General features: G+C 50.2%; 17 protein-coding genes. 11 read left to right on the forward strand and 6 right to left on the reverse strand.

Annotated features, from left to right (window positions below; translation table 11 throughout):
• The first annotated feature begins 4 nt into the window (after positions 1 to 4).
• Entirely contained in the window at positions 5 to 1,036 is a 1,032-nt protein-coding gene (locus BMW93_RS01895) for a hypothetical protein (RefSeq protein WP_090373493.1), read from the forward strand.
• On the opposite strand, the gene BMW93_RS01900 is transcribed toward BMW93_RS01895, so the two are convergent.
• The gene (locus BMW93_RS01900) at positions 1,033 to 2,289 is read right to left on the reverse strand and encodes a sodium:proton antiporter (RefSeq protein WP_090373494.1); all 1,257 of its coding nucleotides are present in this window, start codon (positions 2,287 to 2,289) and stop codon (positions 1,033 to 1,035) included. The two genes, BMW93_RS01895 and BMW93_RS01900, sit on opposite strands and share 4 nt — an antisense overlap.
• A 219-nt stretch (positions 2,290 to 2,508) precedes the next feature.
• Here BMW93_RS01900 and BMW93_RS01905 point away from each other — a divergent pair, with 219 nt between their 5' ends.
• Together BMW93_RS01905 and BMW93_RS01910 are read left to right on the forward strand one after the other, a co-directional pair.
• Positions 2,509 to 3,657 carry a lipase family protein gene (locus BMW93_RS01905; RefSeq protein WP_090373495.1) on the forward strand — a complete coding sequence of 383 codons (1,149 nt, stop codon included), beginning with the start codon at positions 2,509 to 2,511 and terminating at the stop codon, positions 3,655 to 3,657.
• Between the two features lie 15 nt (positions 3,658 to 3,672).
• Entirely contained in the window at positions 3,673 to 5,403 is a 1,731-nt protein-coding gene (locus BMW93_RS01910; protein ID WP_090373496.1) for a M14 family metallopeptidase, read from the forward strand.
• Here BMW93_RS01910 and BMW93_RS01915 read toward each other — a convergent pair whose 3' ends face one another.
• Positions 5,404 to 6,252 (reverse strand): hypothetical protein, encoded by an 849-nt coding sequence (locus BMW93_RS01915; RefSeq protein ID WP_090373497.1) that lies wholly within the window; start codon positions 6,250 to 6,252, stop codon positions 5,404 to 5,406. It abuts the gene before it with no gap.
• A gap of 180 nt (positions 6,253 to 6,432) precedes the next feature.
• Between BMW93_RS01915 and BMW93_RS01920 the strand changes: the two genes are divergently transcribed.
• Positions 6,433 to 7,575: a DEAD/DEAH box helicase gene (locus tag BMW93_RS01920; RefSeq protein ID WP_090373498.1), complete on the forward strand. Its 1,143-nt coding sequence runs from the start codon at positions 6,433 to 6,435 to the stop codon at positions 7,573 to 7,575.
• A gap of 8 nt (positions 7,576 to 7,583) precedes the next feature.
• Positions 7,584 to 7,889: a rhodanese-like domain-containing protein gene (locus BMW93_RS01925; RefSeq protein WP_090373499.1), complete on the forward strand. Its 306-nt coding sequence runs from the start codon at positions 7,584 to 7,586 to the stop codon at positions 7,887 to 7,889.
• 73 nt (positions 7,890 to 7,962) lie between these two features.
• Here the strand turns inward: BMW93_RS01925 and dapF are convergent, their stop codons facing one another.
• Positions 7,963 to 8,742, reverse strand: coding sequence for a diaminopimelate epimerase (dapF, locus tag BMW93_RS01930; RefSeq protein WP_090373500.1), 780 nt, complete (start codon positions 8,740 to 8,742; stop codon positions 7,963 to 7,965).
• A gap of 190 nt (positions 8,743 to 8,932) precedes the next feature.
• Positions 8,933 to 9,295, reverse strand: coding sequence for a 50S ribosomal protein L19 (gene rplS, locus BMW93_RS01935; RefSeq protein ID WP_090373858.1), 363 nt, complete (start codon positions 9,293 to 9,295; stop codon positions 8,933 to 8,935).
• 141 nt (positions 9,296 to 9,436) lie between these two features.
• Between rplS and BMW93_RS01940 the strand changes: the two genes are divergently transcribed.
• The gene (locus BMW93_RS01940) at positions 9,437 to 10,918 is read left to right on the forward strand and encodes an NAD(P)H-hydrate dehydratase (protein WP_090373859.1); all 1,482 of its coding nucleotides are present in this window, start codon (positions 9,437 to 9,439) and stop codon (positions 10,916 to 10,918) included.
• 9 nt (positions 10,919 to 10,927) lie between these two features.
• On the opposite strand, the gene feoB is transcribed toward BMW93_RS01940, so the two are convergent.
• A complete protein-coding gene (gene feoB / locus BMW93_RS01945) occupies positions 10,928 to 13,063 on the reverse strand; it encodes a ferrous iron transport protein B (protein WP_090373501.1) in 2,136 nt (711 codons plus the stop codon).
• Positions 13,064 to 13,091: 28 nt separating this feature from the next.
• Positions 13,092 to 13,319 (reverse strand): FeoA family protein, encoded by a 228-nt coding sequence (locus BMW93_RS01950; protein WP_041735487.1) that lies wholly within the window; start codon positions 13,317 to 13,319, stop codon positions 13,092 to 13,094.
• A gap of 261 nt (positions 13,320 to 13,580) precedes the next feature.
• Between BMW93_RS01950 and BMW93_RS01960 the strand changes: the two genes are divergently transcribed.
• The 5 genes from BMW93_RS01960 (at position 13,581) to ccsA (BMW93_RS01980) (ending at position 18,311) form a co-directional block, all read left to right on the forward strand.
• Entirely contained in the window at positions 13,581 to 14,243 is a 663-nt protein-coding gene (locus tag BMW93_RS01960; RefSeq protein ID WP_177193984.1) for a heme exporter protein CcmB, read from the forward strand.
• A gap of 44 nt (positions 14,244 to 14,287) precedes the next feature.
• On the forward strand, positions 14,288 to 14,971 hold the full coding sequence (ccsA, locus tag BMW93_RS01965) for a cytochrome c biogenesis protein CcsA (protein ID WP_090373503.1): 684 nt from the start codon (positions 14,288 to 14,290) through the stop codon (positions 14,969 to 14,971).
• Positions 14,972 to 15,048: 77 nt separating this feature from the next.
• Entirely contained in the window at positions 15,049 to 15,273 is a 225-nt protein-coding gene (locus tag BMW93_RS01970) for a CcmD family protein (RefSeq protein ID WP_090373504.1), read from the forward strand.
• A 6-nt stretch (positions 15,274 to 15,279) separates the two neighbouring features.
• Positions 15,280 to 15,714 carry a cytochrome c maturation protein CcmE gene (locus BMW93_RS01975; protein ID WP_090373505.1) on the forward strand — a complete coding sequence of 145 codons (435 nt, stop codon included), beginning with the start codon at positions 15,280 to 15,282 and terminating at the stop codon, positions 15,712 to 15,714.
• Complete coding sequence (gene ccsA, locus BMW93_RS01980; RefSeq protein WP_090373506.1) at positions 15,711 to 18,311, forward strand: cytochrome c biogenesis protein CcsA; 2,601 nt, start codon at positions 15,711 to 15,713, stop codon at positions 18,309 to 18,311. Before BMW93_RS01975 ends, ccsA (BMW93_RS01980) begins: the two co-directional genes overlap by 4 nt.
• Positions 18,312 to 18,360: the final 49 nt, after the last annotated feature.

An 18,360-nucleotide genomic window follows, 5' to 3' on the forward strand; every position in this document is an offset into this window, starting at 1 on the left:
TGCTATGAAAATTCTAAGATATATCGCACTCGCTATTGGCTGCCTCATTTGGATTGTAGGGCTTAGCCCGACCATTTTACCATGGCTATGGAAAGTGCAGGTTGTGGAAGATGGCTACCAGTATGGCGATTTATACAAGCTCTCCACGCTTTCGGAATTTCGTGACCCGCGCCATCAATGCGCCGGCTATGTACCGCCGGCACGGCCGCATTCGGCGAAGAAAGTGCATTTATATATTATCGGCGATAGTTTTACGGAGCACGGCAGGGTTGAGAAGAAGGATTTCCCGGTAGACGACTACACCTGGGTGAAATGGTCTGAATTCCTGCATATCAAACTGGACACGACCGAGCACAATATCCTGCTGATGGAAAGCGTGGAACGGCATTTCCGTCAGAAATTCGCCTCTTCGGCTATTACTGTACTCGTTCCCGACACGGCGACATTCGAACAGAAAGGTGCTTCCACTAAATTCATGCACCGCCTCGACGAGGCGTTTAAAGGCTCGCATACCGCCGACAGGCTCGATGGCTTCCTGTTCCAGAACGACTTTGCATTGCGCATTAAAGAATGGAAATCTGATTTTAATCAAAAGTTTTTCAACCGCGCCGGTTCGGGTGTTACGCTCGTGAACTATGATCGTGACATCGTGTATTACATGGATACCGACACCCCGGAGGTTACATCATCTTTCACGCCCGTACGCGAAACGGAGCTTGATTCGATGATCACCCATTTGAATGCAAGCCGGGATTTTGCCGAATCGTTGGGTTTCGACAATGTGCTATTCACCATTATCCCCAATAAAACGTCGGTACTCAGCCCGGACTATGGCGTATACAACAACCTGATCGAGCGGGTGTACAACCATCCGAAACTTAACGTTCCGTATATCGACGTCCTGCCCGATTTCAGGCGTATGGGCCGCTCTTCGTACATGAAGGGCGATTCGCACTGGACTTGCGAGGGACAAACGGTCTGGCTGAACAAAATCAATGCGCTGATCAACCAGCTCGTTGCCGGACCTGCCTCTTAGGCGGCCGCTTCCGCGTCGTCGGGCAGGCGGTCGGTGAGCTTACCTACCGTGAGCCCCTGCACGATAATCGAGAACAGTACCACGAAATAGGTAATTGCAAGCAGCAGGTCTTTGTTGAGATCATGGTCGATGGACAATGCCAATGCAATGGACACGCCCCCGCGCAAGCCTCCCCACACCAGTATCGTAATCGATTTCTTTCCAAACCGCGCCTTGAAAGGAATGAGTTTGACGGGAATGTAGATCGAAATGAACCGTGCCGAAAGCACCACCACGATCGCTACCAGCCCTGCCCAGCCATACTGCTTCATGTCCGGGATCAATAGCAATTCAAAACCGATGATCAGGAACAGGATCGCATTAAGTATCTCATCGATCAGCTCCCAGAATTTATCGATATAGTCGCGCTCGGTATCCGAAACCGCGCCGGGGTTTTTACCATAATTACCCACTACGAGGCCGGCCGCCACCATCGCCAGCGGGCCCGACATATGCAATGCCTGCGCCGCCAGGTGCCCGCCCATCACGATCGCGAGCGTAATGAGCACGTGTACATTGTAGCCGTCCACCCGGTACATCATTTTGGAACCCAAAAAACCGAGCAGCAAGCCGAGCAGAATACCGCCGATCGCCTCCTTCACAAACAATCCCGCAATACCGGTAAACGAAGTGTTCACCTCCTCGCCCCGCGCCAGCGCGAGCATGAGAATGAACACCACAACCGCCATACCATCATTGAAAAGCGATTCTCCCGCGATCTTCGTTTCAAGGGATTTCGGGACACCAGCCTGTTTCAGAATGCCGAGTACCGCAATAGGATCGGTAGGCGAAATCAATGCGCCGAAAACGAGGCATTGGATTAAAGGAATGGTAATGCCAAGCAGCGGCAGGATATAATACATCAAAAAACCGATCACGAAGGTCGAAATCACCACGCTGACGGTCGAGAAGATAATGACCGGCATCCGCTGCTCGCGGAGATCTTCCAAATGCAAATGGATCGCACCCGCGAAAAGCAGGAAATTGAGCATTGCGCCCATGAGTATTTCCGTAAGATCGACGCTCGCGATGAGCGTGGAAATGCGGATGAACGTGCGCGGAAATATGCTGTCGGTAGCGATAAGCCCCAACGAAACCATCAATGCGATCACCATGACGCCGATGGACGGAGGCAATTTCAAAAACCGGGAATTGAGGTAGGAAAATATCGCAGAGAGGACGATTAATGCAGAAAAAGAATAATACAGCTCCATGAAAATATTTTTTAGACTAACCAAAAATACAAAATTCCGGGCTGGCATTCAAGGTGGGGCGGGCTGTCGGGGCAAACTCTAATAGTATTCTAATTTGAAAGAACTGTCTGAAAACGTGCCCGAAAATTGATTTGAAAGCGCGAAAATCGGGTTGCATCGATTGTTTTCCTACATTAGTAATTCCAAGTTTGCCTTGTTATTCAACGCTTCCTATCCATTATGCAAAAGCCCCTGGCAAGTTTCAGACCGTGCCTGATCAGGCATTACTATCCGGTTGTCGTGTTTATGCTCGGCGTGCTCGCTGCCCAGTCCGTGTTTTCACAGGCCGTGAAACTGAAACCCGGCTTCGATAAAGACGAATACAAAGAGCTCATGTACATACATTCCTCGCTGTACGATACCTCTATGACGCGCCGTGGTACTTTCCGGATACCCCGGCCCACGAAGTTCGATTCGGTTTACAGCTCACCTGTGATGGGCCTCGACAACCGGTGGGGCCTCTGGAAAAACAAGTCCTCGATAGGTGTGATCAACCTCCGCGGCACGACGATGAATGCCGTGGGCTGGCTCGAAAACTTCTATGCCGCCATGGTGCCAGCCCGGGGCGAGCTCCAAATCACCAAAGATTATACATTCAAATACCATTTGGCCGATAACCCAAAAGCGGCGGTGCATATCGGCTGGCTCCTTGGCACGGCGTACCTGGCCAGGGATATTTTGCCCAAAATCGATTCATTGTACAAAACCGGCGTGAAGGACTTCCTGATCATGGGCCACAGCCAGGGTGGCGCGCTTGGCTACCTGTTGACGGCGCATTTATATTCGCTTCAAAAGCAGGGTGCATTACCAAAGGATATTCGTTTCAAAACCTACGCCAGTGCGGCGCCGAAGGTGGGTAACACTTATTTTGCCTACGAATATGAGCATTTGGTCGACGGAGGCTGGGGTTACAATGTGATCAATTCGGCCGACTGGGTACCCGAAGTACCGTTTTCGGTACAAACCCTCGCGGATTTCAACAATACCAACCCTTTCAAGAACATCGACGGCATTATCAGGAAGCAGAAGCTCATCGCACGCATTGGTATGCGGCATGCGTACAAGGGTTTGAGAAAGCCCAGTGAAAAGGCGCAGCGCAATTACGAGAAGTACCTCGGCCAGTATGCGGGCAAAATTGTCTCGAAAAACCTGCCCGAATACCAGTCTCCGGCCTTTTACAAAAGTAGCAACTATGTCCGTACAGGGCCAACCGTGGTGCTGCTGGCTACCGACGGGTACTACAAGCAATTTGAGGATTCAGACAAGAACGTTTTCATCCATCACGGCCTGCAACCCTACCTGCATTTGATCGAACAATACAATTACTGACATTTCACTCCATTCATGCGCTCCCAACTGACACTATTCCTGCTGTGCATTGCCTACGCCGCGACCGCCCAGTACCAGACCCGTTTTGAAAAAAGCGGTGGCAGGCAGACTCCCACTTACGAGGAAGGCATTGCTTTTTACCGGCAACTCGCTCAAAACTTCCCCCAGGTAAATATGCAGGAAAAAGGCCTTACCGATAGCGGCAAGCCGTTGCATTTGGTATTGTATTCCAAAAACCGGGTGTTTGATATTAAAAAACTGAAAGCGCAGGGCAAAGCTGTTTTGTTCATCAATAATGCCATTCACCCCGGCGAACCCGACGGCGTGGACGCGTCGATGATGCTCTTGCGCGACATACTGGTTAATCCCGCGAAATTTCCCGAACTGGACAGCGTAGTGCTCGCTATTATTCCTTTCTACAATATCGGCGGTGCATTAAACCGCAACAGTACCACCCGTACCAACCAGGCCGGGCCGGAGGAATATGGCTTCCGGGGAAATGCCCGAAATTATGATCTCAATCGGGATTTCATCAAAGCCGACACCCGCAATGCGCGGAGCTTCGCCGCCATTTTCCACGAGCTCGATCCCGACCTTTTCGCAGATACGCACGTGAGCAACGGGGCCGATTACCAATATGTGATGACGCTCGACTACGCCCAGAAAGACAAACTCGGCGGCCCGCTCGGCGATTTCAACAACGCGGTTTTCCTGCCTTACATGTACAAGCATTTGAAGGAGGCAGGCTTCGAAGCGACACCTTACGTGAATGCTTACGGCCAGACGCCCGATAAGGGTTTTGTCCAGTTTCCCGACTGGCCACGGTATTCCACGGGCTATGCGGCTTTGTTTCATACCATCGGCGTGATGACGGAAACCCATATGCTGAAACCGTACGATCAGCGCGTGAAATCGACTTATGCCTATTTGCATGGCAATATCAGGTTCCTGGCCGCGCATCGAAAAGCATTGCTAAAACTGCGGAATGAGACAAAAGAAGCCGTTAAAAAGCAGGAAAAATTCGCCATTACCTGGCAGGTCGACAAGTCGAAACAATCCACCATTGCGTTCAAAGGCTATGAACCCGAGTACATTCCGAGCGAAGTAAGCGGGTTACCCAGGCTGCATTACGATCGCTCGAAGCCCTTCACGAAAGAGATTCCCTTCTACGATACCTATGTGCCGCTGGACGAAGTGACGCGGCCCGAGGCATACATTATTCCCCAGGGTTGGCACAACATCATTGCACTCCTTCGGTTGAACGGTGTGCAAGTGAAAGAGCTCGAAAAGGACTCGGAAATGGATGTGGAAACCTATTACATCGAAGACATGGAAACGCCGAAACAGCCATTTGAGGGGCATTACTGGCATACTTCGGTGAAGCTGCGAGTCGAGAAACAAAAGCTGCCGTTCAAAAAAGGCGACTGGGTTGTTCCTGTAAACCAGTCAACGAACCGCTACATCATCGAAACCCTCGAACCGAAAGCGGTGGATTCTTTCTTCAAATGGAATTTCTTTGACACCGTTTTGCAGGCCAAGGAACATTACTCGGGTTATGTTTTTGAGGATCTGGCGGCTGATTTGCTAAAAAAATCACCCGAACTCAAAGCCAGGCTCGACGAGAAACGCAAAGCCGATCCGGCGTTTGCCAAAAACGGCAACGCCCAGCTGGATTTTATTTACCAAAATTCGGGGTACGCGGAAAAGGAATATATGCGCTATCCCGTTTTCCGCGTCGTGAAATGATCAGAACCGGAAACCGAGATTGAAATTGAATTCACCGGTGATTTCCATCCCTCTGGTGCGGTAAACCTTCGAGTCGAATTTATCGCGGTCGATGTACCGCGGGCCCACGCCGGCATTCAGGCCGATCTGAAAATGTTTCGTGATCTGAAAGTTGACAAAATTGTTGACGATCATTCCCATCCGGAAGCGTTCCCTTTCCTCGTCGCGGGAGGTATAAACCTGCGTTGTAGGGTTATAGTCGGTATATTGATACCAATGCTTGCCCACACCCGCGTAAAGCGTAGGACCAACCGCGTAGGTAACACGTTTCTGCCCGAACGGGTAAATCTTTAAAGTCGGGGAAAAATAATACATCTCGTCATTATCGGTGCTTTCCGAGCCAATCGGGAAGTAATAGCTGTCGGCGACCGTTACTGTAAGTGGTAAAAGCAGCCCGAAATTGCCGTTTTTATCCAGAATTCTTTCATAGCTGATACCAAAACCGGGACCGCTGTCCAATGCCTTAAATGGCGAGATATCGAACTTGTTTTTGCCCAATTCCTCATCCTGAACCATCGGTGCATTACGTTCGTGCCCGCGCTCGCCGATGCGTTCGTTACTACGTTCCCGCCGTTTGTCGAACCAGATCGTCTGTCCGTTTCCGAATTCGATCCGCAACAATTCGTTCTTCCTGATTACGAAATTAGCGGCATTAGCCTCCTGGCTAATCTTGTACAAAACCTTGTCGATACCAACTTCGGTCACCTTCCCTTCGATAGTGGAGCCATTTTTGCGGACGAGAACATCCTGTGCGCGAGCGGTGACAAAAAGGAGCGATAATAAGAACGTGAGAGTAAGAATCCTTCCCATAGCGTAGTTGTGTTGATGGCTAATGATCAAATTTAGAGGAATACTGACTATTTTTGCCAAGTATACTCACTGAACGTTTAAAAACATACTTCTGTTATACACCTGGCCAGACCGGCCGATTCATATTATGCAGGCTGCGTTTAAAATGGATGATCATCACGCAGCCATTAAAAAGACCAAATGACATTTCAGGATTTAAAACTCATAGAGCCGATCAAAAAGGCTCTCCAAGAAGAAGGATACACCACTCCCACTCCCATCCAGGCCAAAGCAATTCCGGTTATTTTAGAAAATAGAGACTTGCTGGGCTGTGCACAGACAGGTACCGGTAAAACCGCCGCTTTTGCGATTCCGATGCTGCAACTGCTGCATGATAACCCGGTAGGGAAGTTTGAAAAAAGCCGTATCCGTGCATTGATTTTGACCCCTACCCGCGAGCTGGCGATCCAGATCGGCGAGAGCTTCGCTGCCTACGGGCGCCACACGCGTGTGCGGCACACCGTTGTTTTCGGTGGTGTAGGTCAAAAACCGCAGACCGACGCATTGCAGAAAGGTGTAGATGTGCTCATCGCCACGCCGGGCCGCCTGCTCGACCTGATCAACCAGGGCTTCATTAAACTGAACCAGCTGGAATTTTTCGTACTCGACGAAGCCGACCGCATGCTCGACATGGGTTTTGTGCACGACGTGAAAAAGGTAATTAAACTATTGCCGGCCAAGCGTCAGTCGTTGTTTTTCTCGGCCACGATGCCTCCGGCTATTGTGACTTTGGCGGGTACCATTTTGAGAAACCCGTCGAAAGTAGAAGTTACCCCGGTGTCTTCGACGGCCGATACCATTCGCCAATCGGTGTTTTTTGTAGATAAATCAGACAAGAATTCGCTGTTGCTGCATATCCTGCAAGACGAATCCATTGCAACTGCACTGGTATTTACCCGTACCAAACACGGGGCCGATAAAGTGGTGAAAGTACTGCGCAAGGCAGGTGTCACTTCGGAGGCCATTCACGGTAATAAGTCGCAGACTGCACGGCAAAATGCATTGAAGAATTTCAAAAGCCAGACTACGCGCGTCCTCGTAGCGACCGACATCGCTGCCCGCGGTATCGACGTGGATGACCTGACGCATGTGATCAACTACGAAATCCCGAATATCCCCGAGACGTACGTTCACCGCATTGGTCGTACCGGCCGCGCGGGCGCAAAAGGTATTGCACTGTCGTTCTGCGACAAGGAAGAAAAAACCTATCTCAAAGACATTCACAAGCTGATCGCTAAAAATATCCCGGTGGTGAACGACCATCCGTACGCGCTGGGCAGGTAATTGGAAGTATGTCAAAGAAAACTTATTCGGACATCGACCTTCCGCAAGCCCTCAGATTGACCCAAGGCACGGATGCGATACTCGTGGATGTACGCGAAAGCTGGGAATTTGAGGAATTCAATGAGGGAGGGATCAATATCCCGCTGGCGGAGATCCGGGAAAAACGACCAATGGTGGCGCCATATCAAACGATCGTGGTCATCTGCACGAACGGCGTCCGAAGCAAAGTGGCCGCGATGGATTACTGCCGCGTGCCTGAATGGGCCGACAAGCAGATTTACCATGTGAAAGGCGGGATTATCGAGTCTGAGTAATAGAAAGTTTATATAAAAGTAAAGCCTTGCAAGTCGATGATTTGCAAGGCTTTACTTTTATTTTAAAATATCACTAAACTTTCAAAGTGCCCTCAAAAACGCGTACTGCGGGGCCTATGAGGTAAATATCTTTAAACTGGCCTTCACCGGCATCCTGGTATTCTACTGCGAGTGTTCCGCCGATTGTCTCCACCTGCACCGGCCCTTCCCAGCCCTCGCGTATATGCGCGGATAATGCGCAGGCGGTCACGCCTGTGCCGCAGGAGAAAGTTTCGTCCTCCACGCCGCGCTCGTACGTGCGCACGCTCAGGTGGTTGTCTTCGATCACTTCCACGAAATTGACGTTTGTACCACCTTTGGGGCCGTACACCGAACCATAGCGGATCTCGCTACCCACATTCACCACATCGGCCTCATGGATGTCGTCTACGTAAGTCACGTAATGCGGTGAGCCGGTATTCATAAAGTCATACTCCTCGTATTGCTCCACGCCACTCACGTTCGACATTTTTAGTCGGATCGTATCGCCTGAAACCGTTGCTTCGTGTTCGCCGTCGACAGCTATGAATTTAGTACTGTCCCTGAAAAGCCCCAAATCATTGGCAAAACGTACCACACAGCGTCCGCCATTACCGCACATGCTACCCTCACCACCATCCGCATTGAAATACACCATACGAAAATCGTAGCCTTCCGCATTTTGAAGCAGAATGAGGCCATCCGAGCCGACGCCGAACCGGCGGTGGCAGATCGAAGCGATCAGTTCTTTGGAAACCGGGAATTGCAGATCGCGATCGTCGATCATGACGAAATCGTTGCCGGTGCCCTGGTATTTATAAAAAGCGCTATTCATAAATGTTGGTCGTTAACCGTCAGTTGAAACTGATGGTAATAGATTCGATTCAATCAATTCCCGTCAGTTTCAACTGACGTCGGGGTTTTGTTTTTGAGAAAAATCAATATTGATTTTTCTCAAAAACAAAACCCTGCAAGAAAAATTCGCTTGCAGGGTTTTAAAATTTCGTGCCCGAAGGTCTTTTGGACTACTTCGTGGTTTTAAGCTCTTTAATACGAGCGGCTTTACCCTGACGGCCACGCAAGAAGAACAGACGTGAACGACGTACCTTACCGCGACGAATCAATTCGATTTTCGCGATGCTTGGTGAAAGGATTGGGAAAACACGCTCAACACCGATACCATTTGAAATTTTACGTACTGTAAAAGTTTCGCCAGCTCCGCTGATGTTACGACGCTGCATAACAGTACCCTGGAACTGCTGGATACGCTCTTTGTTACCTTCACGGATTTTCACGTGAACGTTGATCGTGTCGCCTGATTTGAAATCAGGATACTCGGATTTACGATTTTCAATCGTAGCTTCTACGAGTTTAATAAGTTCGCTCATGACGAGTGATTTTATGGATTTAAAATGATAGCTTGCTCCCAGCGGATGGGGTGACGCCCCTTCATTCAAAACAGCTTTTGAGAAAACGAGTGCAAATCTAGCACTATTTTTTTGCATGTAAAAGCTTTTCTCGCGACTATCATGAAGATTTTCAATGTAGAACAGATCCGGGCGATGGACGCCTACACGATCGCTCACGAACCTATTGCTTCCATCGACCTCATGGAGCGCGCTTCACAAGCATTTGTACGCTGGTTTTGTAATCAATATGTAAATACCCGCCCGATCGCCGTCTTTTGCGGCAAGGGCAACAACGGCGGCGACGGCCTGGCGATCGCCCGCATTCTGAGCAGTCGCAGCTACGATGTGCAGGTTTTTATCGTCGAATATACTTCGAATGAGGCAGACGATTTCCGCCAGAACCTTTCGCGGCTCGGCAATCACCTTACGCCACACCGCATTCAGTCCGAAAACGATCTTCCGCAATTATCCAACCAGGTCGTCTGCATTGATGCATTACTCGGCTCCGGCCTTTCCCGCCCGGTGGATGGTTTGCTGGGCCTGGTTATAACCCATTTAAATACGCTGTCCTGCAAGCTCGTCTCAGTCGACATTGCAAGCGGGCTTTATACCGACCAGCCCAATAACTCTTCCGACATTATCATCAAACCCAGGTATACCATCACATTTCAATTGCCGAAACTCGCATTTCTGCTTCCTCAGAATGCCGAATATGTAGGTGATTGGAATGTTGTGGATATTGCGCTCAGCCCTGAATACATTGCCGGCACCAGCACGCCCTACTATTTCACCGACAAGTCCGAAGCCGAAAAACGCATTAAATCCCGGCAGAAATTCTCGCACAAAGGCACCTATGGTCACGCGATCATCATCGCCGGAAGCTTTGGCAAGATGGGCGCTGCGGTTCTTTCAGGCAAGGCCTGTCTGCGCTCGGGCGTGGGGCTGCTCACGATGCACGTGCCTGCATGCGGGTACGAGATCAGCCAGGTATCCGTTCCGGAGGCGATGGCGACTGTGGATGACTCGGAGAAATACATTAGCAAGGTTCCGGATCTCGCGTCGGCTACGGCCATCGGGATCGGGCCAGGCATCGGGCAGGATGCGGCCACAGTGAAAGTGTTGGAAAAAATACTGGAACAAGCCAAAGTACCCATCATTATCGATGCGGATGCATTGAATATCCTGTCAACCAACCGGCATTTGCTTTACAAACTACCGGAGAACACGATCCTCACCCCGCATCCCAAGGAATTTCAAAGGCTGACAGGTGAAAGTACTGATGAATACGAACGGCTGGAAAAAGCCCGGGCATTTGCTGCCAAATACAAGGCCATTATTTGTCTGAAAGGGGCTAATACGGCCGTCGTTCTGCCCAATGGCGAAGTCCATTTCAACTCGACCGGCAATCCGGGAATGGCAACAGGCGGCACCGGCGATGTACTTACCGGCATTATCACCAGTCTGCTCGCCCAAAAATACGACCCGGCCGATGCCGCAATATTAGGCGTTTATCAACACGGCCTCGCCGGCGACCGCGCCGCAGAAGCACGCGGACAAACGGCACTGATCGCGTCAGATGTGGTGGAGCATTTGGGTTGGTAACTCGCTTGATTAACTCAATACCTGATAAACTACAAACGCCGAAACATAAGCCAGTGCGGTGAGGTAGGCGAGCTGGATCATGGGCCATTTCCAGCCGTGTGTTTCGCGGTAGACCACGGCGATGGTACTCATACACATCATCGCGAATACATAGAATATCAATAATGAATAGCAGACGGCAGGCGTGAACATCTGCCCGCCGGTTTCAGGGTTCTTTTCCTGAATGAGTCTTTGTTTTACTGTGAGCACATCTTCCGTATCGCCGCTGATGCTGTAAATCGTCGCCATTGTCCCAACGAATACCTCGCGGGCAGCGAACGATGCAAGCAATGCAATACCGATCTTCCAGTCATAGCCAATCGGTTTGATAACCGGCTCGATGAAACGGCCAAACTGACCAGCATAGGAGCTTTCCAGTCTTGCGGATGCTACTGCTGCATCAATTTCTTCTTGCGCCGCCGCATTCATGGAGGTAACCACCTGCTGTTCGGCAACATCCATACTATCGCCGGGGCCGTAGGAAGCCAATACCCAAAGGATAATGGAAATCGCCATGATAACCTTACCTGCTTCGAGCACGAAGGATTTCACACTTTCATACATCGTATACCCTACGTGCCCCCAGCGCGGCAGCTTGTAGGAAGGCATTTCGAGCATAAAATAGCTCGGCTCTTTTCTTGGAATAAACAATGACAGGAGCCAGGCTGAGCCCAATGCGCCCAGTAAGCCAAGCAGGTAAAGGCCAAAGAGTACCAATCCCTGCACATTGAATATGCCCAACACTTTCGTTTCGGGGACCACAACGGCAATGAGGATCGCGTAGATGGGCAGGCGCGCGGAGCAACTCATTAACGGGGTTACCAGAATGGTGAGCAGGCGCTCGTAACGGCTGCTGATGCTGCGGGTGGTCATGATCGCCGGAACGGCGCAGGCTACGCCTGAAATAAGCGGTACCACACTACGACCATTGAGTCCGAAACGGCGCATGAGCTTGTCCATAATCACCATCACACGGGCCATGTAACCCGATTCTTCCAGAATGGCGACCAATGCAAAAAGGATCGCGATTTGCGGAATAAATATAATGATGCCGCCGATACCGGCCATGACACCGTCCGTAAGAAGGTCGTTAAGCACACCCGGGGGCAATGCGCCTTTCACCCATTCGATCGCGGCGGCCGTACCGGCGTCGATCATGTCCATCGGGTACGAGGCCCACGCGAAAATGGCCTGAAATACGACCAGCAGTACCAATGCAAATGTGACGTACCCCCAAACCCGGTGCAGGAGAATGCTGTCCAGTTTACGCGTCCAGTAAGGTTGCTCGGTAACGCCCTCGGATTTGACGGCTTTGGAAACAATCGGCTTGATCTTCTCGTACCGGGCGATCGTCTCGTTTGCGAGGAAGTTGTTTTCGTCGAAGCCATATTTCTCGATCAAAGCGTCGAGTTTGGCGCGTACAGGCTGTTCGAGAAAGGAGAAATTATCGTGCTGACAAACGTATTGCAATGCAACATAATCATTGTCGAGCTGGTGGATTTCCTTCACCTCGTTGATCAGCCCTATTTCATTCTCTTTCGGTGTATAAAAATATTGCAAAACAGGTTTCTCTGTCCGTTCGACAACCTGTTTCACAGCTTCCTTCAACCCCTTTGTCCCCTCGCCTGTACGCGCATTGATGCGTACGACGGGCACATTGAGTTGCATGGCCAGTTGCACGGCATTCACGGTCAGGTTCATGCTTTCGGCTACGTCGAGCATATTCAATGCCAGCACGCTCGGGATGCCAAGGTCGTTGATTTCGGTAAAAAGGAGCAGGTTTCTTTGCAGGTTGGAAGCATCGGCGACGATCACCACCACGTCCGGAAAATCAGGGTGTTTAGGGTTGGCGAGGATGTCCATGACCACGGTTTCATCCTTCGATTTAGGATAAATACTATATGTACCCGGCAAATCGACCAGCGTCACCTGTGCCTCGTCGTGCCCGTTGGCACCGGCAATGCGGAATGTCCCTGATTTCTTCTCGACCGTCACCCCCGGGAAATTGCCCGTTTTCTGGCGCATTCCGGTGAGTGCGTTAAATAGCGTAGACTTGCCGGCATTCGGGTTACCTACCAGCGCAACTTTAATATTTCCCTGTTTCAATGGAGAGGCTGTATGCGGAACGCAATCTTTACTCTAATTCAATCACTGCGGCTTCGTTCAAACGCAAAGACAGGCTGTAATTGCCGCCCACGTTGATGCAGATCGGGTCACCGAAAGGCGCAATCGCATCCAGCCGTACTTCGCAACCCGGCAAACAGCCCATTTCGAGCAGTTTAAGGGACATTGCACGGTCTGTAAATGATTTGATTATGCCTTTTTCACCCTTTTTAAGGTGGGAAACGGTACGAGCCGACATACGTTCCTTATTTAGATTCATTTTATTTAAAGTACAAATAAAGCACTATCAGACGGTAAATCAAACTTTACTTCCCCTAATGTGCCTGCCGTTCGCCAAATCATTCAAAATCCTGATCGTTTTATTATTTCCCTCCGGCTTTGTGTCGTACTTTTGCAGCACGAAACCAGGTACCGAAGCCGGAAAAAAGCGACGCTGGTTACAATCAACAAGTAAATCGTAAGCCGAGGGCCTCTTGCCCGAAGCCGACACCATATCACCTTGAACGAGATTAAGACCCTGATCTGGAAAGAAGTAACGCTCGAATGGCGCCAGAAATATGCCATCAGTGGAATGCTGCTTTACGTGGTCAGCACCGTATTTGTCTGCTACCTCAGTTTCAATCTCCGCCGGAACCAACTCACACCGATCGTCTGGAATACCTTGTTCTGGATTATTTTGCTCTTCACGGCGGTGAATGCCATTGCCAAAAGCTTTTCTCAGGAACGTCACGGACGGTTGCTCTACTATTACAACCTGTGCAGCCCCCAGGCCATTATCATTTCCAAAATCATTTATAACTCGCTGGTAATGGCGGTGTTGTCGGTACTTGGATTTGTATTCTACGCATTCGTAATGGGCAACCCCATCCAGGACAACGGCCTGTTTTCGATCTGTATCCTGCTGGCTTCCACCGGTTTTGCTTCTGTACTCACACTCATCGCGGGCATTGCGTCCAAGGCCGACAACAGCGCCACGCTCATGGCCGTGCTCAGTTTCCCGATTATCCTGCCGATGCTCCTGATGACTATCCGGTTGGCAAAAAATGCCATGGACGGTCTCGACTGGTCGGTCAGCACGGATGAAATCACCACACTATTATCGATCGATCTGATAGTAATTACGCTCAGCTACCTGCTTTTTCCTTATTTATGGAGAAGCTGAAAAACAGCAGGTTACAGGCACAACTTTTAAAGTACTAGTTTAAAATGAGAAAGATCTGGTGGAAAATCCTCTGTGTCGTGATCATCTTCTACGTGATCGTCATGGGATTTATGGGCCCCGTTCCACGCCTGGCCATTATCAATGAAAGTATCCGAAATACGTACTTCCACGTCGCATTGTGGCTCGCTATGACCACATTGCTTCTGCTGTCGATGGTATTCTCCATCCGTTATCTGATGAAGGGCAATATCAAAGACGACGACATTGCCAGCGAAGTAGCCAAAGCCGCTATTTTCTTTGGGATATTGGGTTGTTTAACCGGCTCTGTATGGGCCAATTATACCTGGGGAGATCCCTGGCCGAACGATCCGAAACTGAATGGCGCGGCGGTCGGTATCCTCATCTACCTTGCTTACCTGCTGCTCAGAAGCTCATTCGAAGACGAGCAGCGCCGCGCGAGGATTTCTTCGGTTTACAACATTTTCGCATTCGCCGTTTTTATCCCGATCATTTACATTTTGCCCCGTCTTACCGACTCATTACACCCCGGCAGCGGCGGCAACAGCACATTCGGGTCCTATGACTTCGACAACAATATCCGCCGCGTTTTTTACCCGGCTGTAATCGGTTATATCCTGCTCGGTCTGTGGATTGCGGAGCTTCGGATACGCATTAAGCAGATCAACCGCGTACGCGAGGAAGCATTGATCCAATCGGGCAAATTGTGAGCATTTTGGCCTGATTTGGCCCATTTACAAACGTTTCAAAGTAAATTTTCGTTAAGGTTTAGTCCATCATATATACAATGAAAAGAATTTCCCTCATCCTCCTGACATTGCTGGTTATTTCCGGCAACCTCTTCGCACAGGCGGGCGATAACTCCGTTGAAATGGCCGACAAGCTCCGCGCCGACGGTAAAATCTGGGTCGTGGTGGCGGTGGTAGCCGTTGTTTTTGCAGGATTGGCCGTCAACCTTTTCCGCATCGATTCCAAGTTGAAAAAGATTGAAAAAGACCTCAATATCAAGTAAAGCCCTATGAAAAAGATACAGATATTCGGATTGGTGATCATCGCGGTGGCAATTGGTATTATTGTTTCAACTGCCGGCGATGCAAGCACTTATGTCGATTTTACCAAAGCCAAAGAAATGGCGGCAGATGGCGACAATGAGAGCATTCACGTGGTGGGTAAACTTAAAAAAGACGCCGCGGGCCAGATCCTCGAAATGGAGTACCGCCCGGAAGTCGACCCTAACCTGTTCGTTTTCACATTGATCGACAACAATAATGTGGAACAGAAGGTCATTTACAAAAACACCAAACCGCAGGATTTCGACAAATCAGAACAAGTAGTAGTAGTAGGTAAAATGCGGGACGGCTCATTTTCGGCTGAAAAAATCCTCATGAAATGCCCGTCGAAATACGAGAACGGTAAAATGGAAACCACGGAACATACCGCGAAAGAATCATGATTCACAATACGATCGGAAGTGCAGGGCACCTGCTGGTTATAGTAGCGTTTGTAACGGCCATTCTGGCGACGTTCGCTTATTTCAAAGCGGGTATCGCGGGCGGTACCGTCGAAGAAACGCAGAGTTGGAAAAAGTTTGCGCGCGCCGTTTTCTGGGTTCACCTGGCAGCCGTGATCGGTGTAGTGTTCTCGCTCTACTGGATCATTGGTAACCACTACTTCGAATACCATTACGCCTGGAAAAATTCCTCGCTTTCCCTGCCGACGGGCTATACCATTTCCAGCTTCTGGCAGGATCAGGAAGGCAGCTTCCTCCTCTGGATATTCTGGAACGTAGTCCTTGGCGCGACACTGATCTTTACCAACCGTTCGTGGGAAGCGCCGGTAATGACCGTTTTTGCATTGGTACAGGCATTCCTTACGTCGATGATCCTTGGTGTGGTAATTCCCGGTCTCGATCTTAAAATCGGCTCTACACCATTCCTTTTGCTGAAAGAGGTAATGCCCGACCTGCCGGTTTATAAAATGGACCCGAATTTTATCCCGAAAGACGGTAACGGCCTCAACCCGTTGTTGCAGAACTATTGGATGGTGATCCACCCTCCTACCCTGTTCCTCGGCTTCGCGAGCACGCTCATTCCGTTCTCGTTCGCGATCGCAGGCCTTTGGACCAAGCGCATTCACGAATGGATCCGTCCGGCATTGCCGTGGTCGTTGTTCTCCGCATTGGTTTTGGGTGTAGGTATATTAATGGGCGCTTACTGGGCCTATGAAACGCTCAACTTCGGTAGCTACTGGAACTGGGACCCTGTTGAAAACTCCTCCATTGTTCCCTGGATCGTATTGGTGGCGGCGGTGCACGTGATGATCATCGCGAGAAGGAATGCAACCGCATTGAAAACCTCGTTCATTCTCACGATCGCGACATTTGTCCTTGTTCTTTACTCGACGTTCATGACCCGCAGCGGGGTATTAGGAAATGCTTCGGTGCACTCGTTTACCGACCTTGGCCTTTCCGGTCAGTTGCTGATCTACCTGTTTACATTCATTATCGTGGCGGTGGGCTTGCTGGTTTATCGCTGGAAATCGTTGCCGAGCGACGAAGAAGAAGTATCGACCTACTCACAGGAATTCTGGATTTTCATCGGCGCGACGCTGCTTTGCCTCTCCGGCTTCCAGATCATCGCTACCACTTCCATTCCGGTTTATAACAAAATCGCCGAGGCATTCGGTGCGGTATTAAATATGGCACTGCCTGCCGACCAGGTGGCGCACTATAACAAGTTCCAGCTCTGGTTCTTTGCATTAATCATCGTCCTCACGGGCATAGGCCAGTATTTCTGGTGGAAAAAAACCGGCAAAGGCAAGTTGCAGGCATTGTACAACCCGCTATTGGTAGCTTTGCTGATCAGCGCAGCGGTCATTACTTTCAAACAGGTTCGTGATATTCAATATATCGTCCTGCTCACGACTGCTATCTTCGCGATCGTGGCGAATGGTAATATCCTGCTAAACATTATCCGTGGGAACTACAACCTCTCGGGCGGCGCGATCACGCACATTGGCGTGGCGCTGATGCTGATCGGTATTTTGTTCTCGTCGGCTTACACCAAGGTCGTTTCGATCAACAATTCCGGCCTGATGATTTCCCGCAGCGAAGAATTCACGGCTAACGACAACAAGGAGAACAAGGAAAACATTACGCTCTGGCTCAACAAGCCTGAAAAAATGGGCGATTACATGCTTACCTGGCGCGACGTGCGCGTGGAGCCACGCCACATTCCGGGTTACATTCCGAAGGGCTGGGTCGACATCGTAGAAGGCGATTTCCACGCCGTAGCATTACGTGACATTGAGCTCGACGGGAAGAAATACAACAAAAAGGGCGATACCCTCGAAATTTTCCCTGAAAACTTCTATTACGAGATCGAATACCGCGAGCCTTCGGGTAAGATATTCACTTTGTTCCCGCGTGTACAGATTAACCCGCGTATGGGTGGAATCGTGTCGTCGCCGGATATCCAGCGCAAGGTCGACAAGGACTTGTACACCTACGTGTCGATGGTGACCAACCCTACCGCCGAGCCGGTATGGACCCAGAGTGAGAACTTTACGATTAACCTCCGCGATACATTCTTCGTGAACGACTACGTGGCCATTCTCGACAATGTAGTGCGTACCGAAGAGGTAGAAGGCATTAAACTCGGCCCGGGCGATGCGGCCGTGAAAGCGATCATCCGCGTGCTCGATAAGGACAAGGAATTTGTCGTAACACCTTCTTTCGTAATCCGCGACCGTTTGGTGGCACGCAAGCCGGAAGTAAGCAACGAGTTGGGTATGCGCATTCAATTCAACGAAATCAACCCGCAAACGGGCCAGTTTACATTCGGTGTAAATACCACGCAACGTGACTTCATCGTCATGAAAGCGACCGAAAAACCGCTGATCAATATCCTCTGGCTTGGTACGTTCGTGCTGGTAATCGGTTTTGTGATGGCTACCATCCGCCGTTTCAGGGATTTTGTCAAAATGCGCAACAAGGAAAGCGCTGCGACCGAGCCTAAGGCCAAAGTGAAGCCCAAAGTGCAAACAGCGTAAGCAATTCATTTGAAATACATTATAAGCGGTCCGGCCCTCCATAGCCGGA

The organism is Dyadobacter sp. SG02, assembly GCF_900109045.1.
Lineage (GTDB): Bacteria > Bacteroidota > Bacteroidia > Cytophagales > Spirosomataceae > Dyadobacter.

Bases quoted from the DNA above. Each gene is read 5' to 3' on its own strand.
- BMW93_RS01895 (WP_090373493.1), top strand. From the start codon at position 5: ATGAAAATTCTAAGATATATCGCACTCGCTATTGGCTGCCTCATTTGG.
- BMW93_RS01900 (WP_090373494.1), bottom strand. From the start codon at position 2,289: ATGGAGCTGTATTATTCTTTTTCTGCATTAATCGTCCTCTCTGCGATA.
- BMW93_RS01905 (WP_090373495.1), top strand. From the start codon at position 2,509: ATGCAAAAGCCCCTGGCAAGTTTCAGACCGTGCCTGATCAGGCATTAC.
- BMW93_RS01910 (WP_090373496.1), top strand. From the start codon at position 3,673: ATGCGCTCCCAACTGACACTATTCCTGCTGTGCATTGCCTACGCCGCG.
- BMW93_RS01915 (WP_090373497.1), bottom strand. From the start codon at position 6,252: ATGGGAAGGATTCTTACTCTCACGTTCTTATTATCGCTCCTTTTTGTC.
- BMW93_RS01920 (WP_090373498.1), top strand. From the start codon at position 6,433: ATGACATTTCAGGATTTAAAACTCATAGAGCCGATCAAAAAGGCTCTC.
- BMW93_RS01925 (WP_090373499.1), top strand. From the start codon at position 7,584: ATGTCAAAGAAAACTTATTCGGACATCGACCTTCCGCAAGCCCTCAGA.
- dapF (WP_090373500.1), bottom strand. From the start codon at position 8,742: ATGAATAGCGCTTTTTATAAATACCAGGGCACCGGCAACGATTTCGTC.
- rplS (WP_090373858.1), bottom strand. From the start codon at position 9,295: ATGAGCGAACTTATTAAACTCGTAGAAGCTACGATTGAAAATCGTAAA.
- BMW93_RS01940 (WP_090373859.1), top strand. From the start codon at position 9,437: ATGAAGATTTTCAATGTAGAACAGATCCGGGCGATGGACGCCTACACG.
- BMW93_RS01950 (WP_041735487.1), bottom strand. From the start codon at position 13,319: ATGTCGGCTCGTACCGTTTCCCACCTTAAAAAGGGTGAAAAAGGCATA.
- ccsA (WP_090373503.1), top strand. From the start codon at position 14,288: ATGAGAAAGATCTGGTGGAAAATCCTCTGTGTCGTGATCATCTTCTAC.
- BMW93_RS01970 (WP_090373504.1), top strand. From the start codon at position 15,049: ATGAAAAGAATTTCCCTCATCCTCCTGACATTGCTGGTTATTTCCGGC.
- BMW93_RS01975 (WP_090373505.1), top strand. From the start codon at position 15,280: ATGAAAAAGATACAGATATTCGGATTGGTGATCATCGCGGTGGCAATT.
- ccsA (WP_090373506.1), top strand. From the start codon at position 15,711: ATGATTCACAATACGATCGGAAGTGCAGGGCACCTGCTGGTTATAGTA.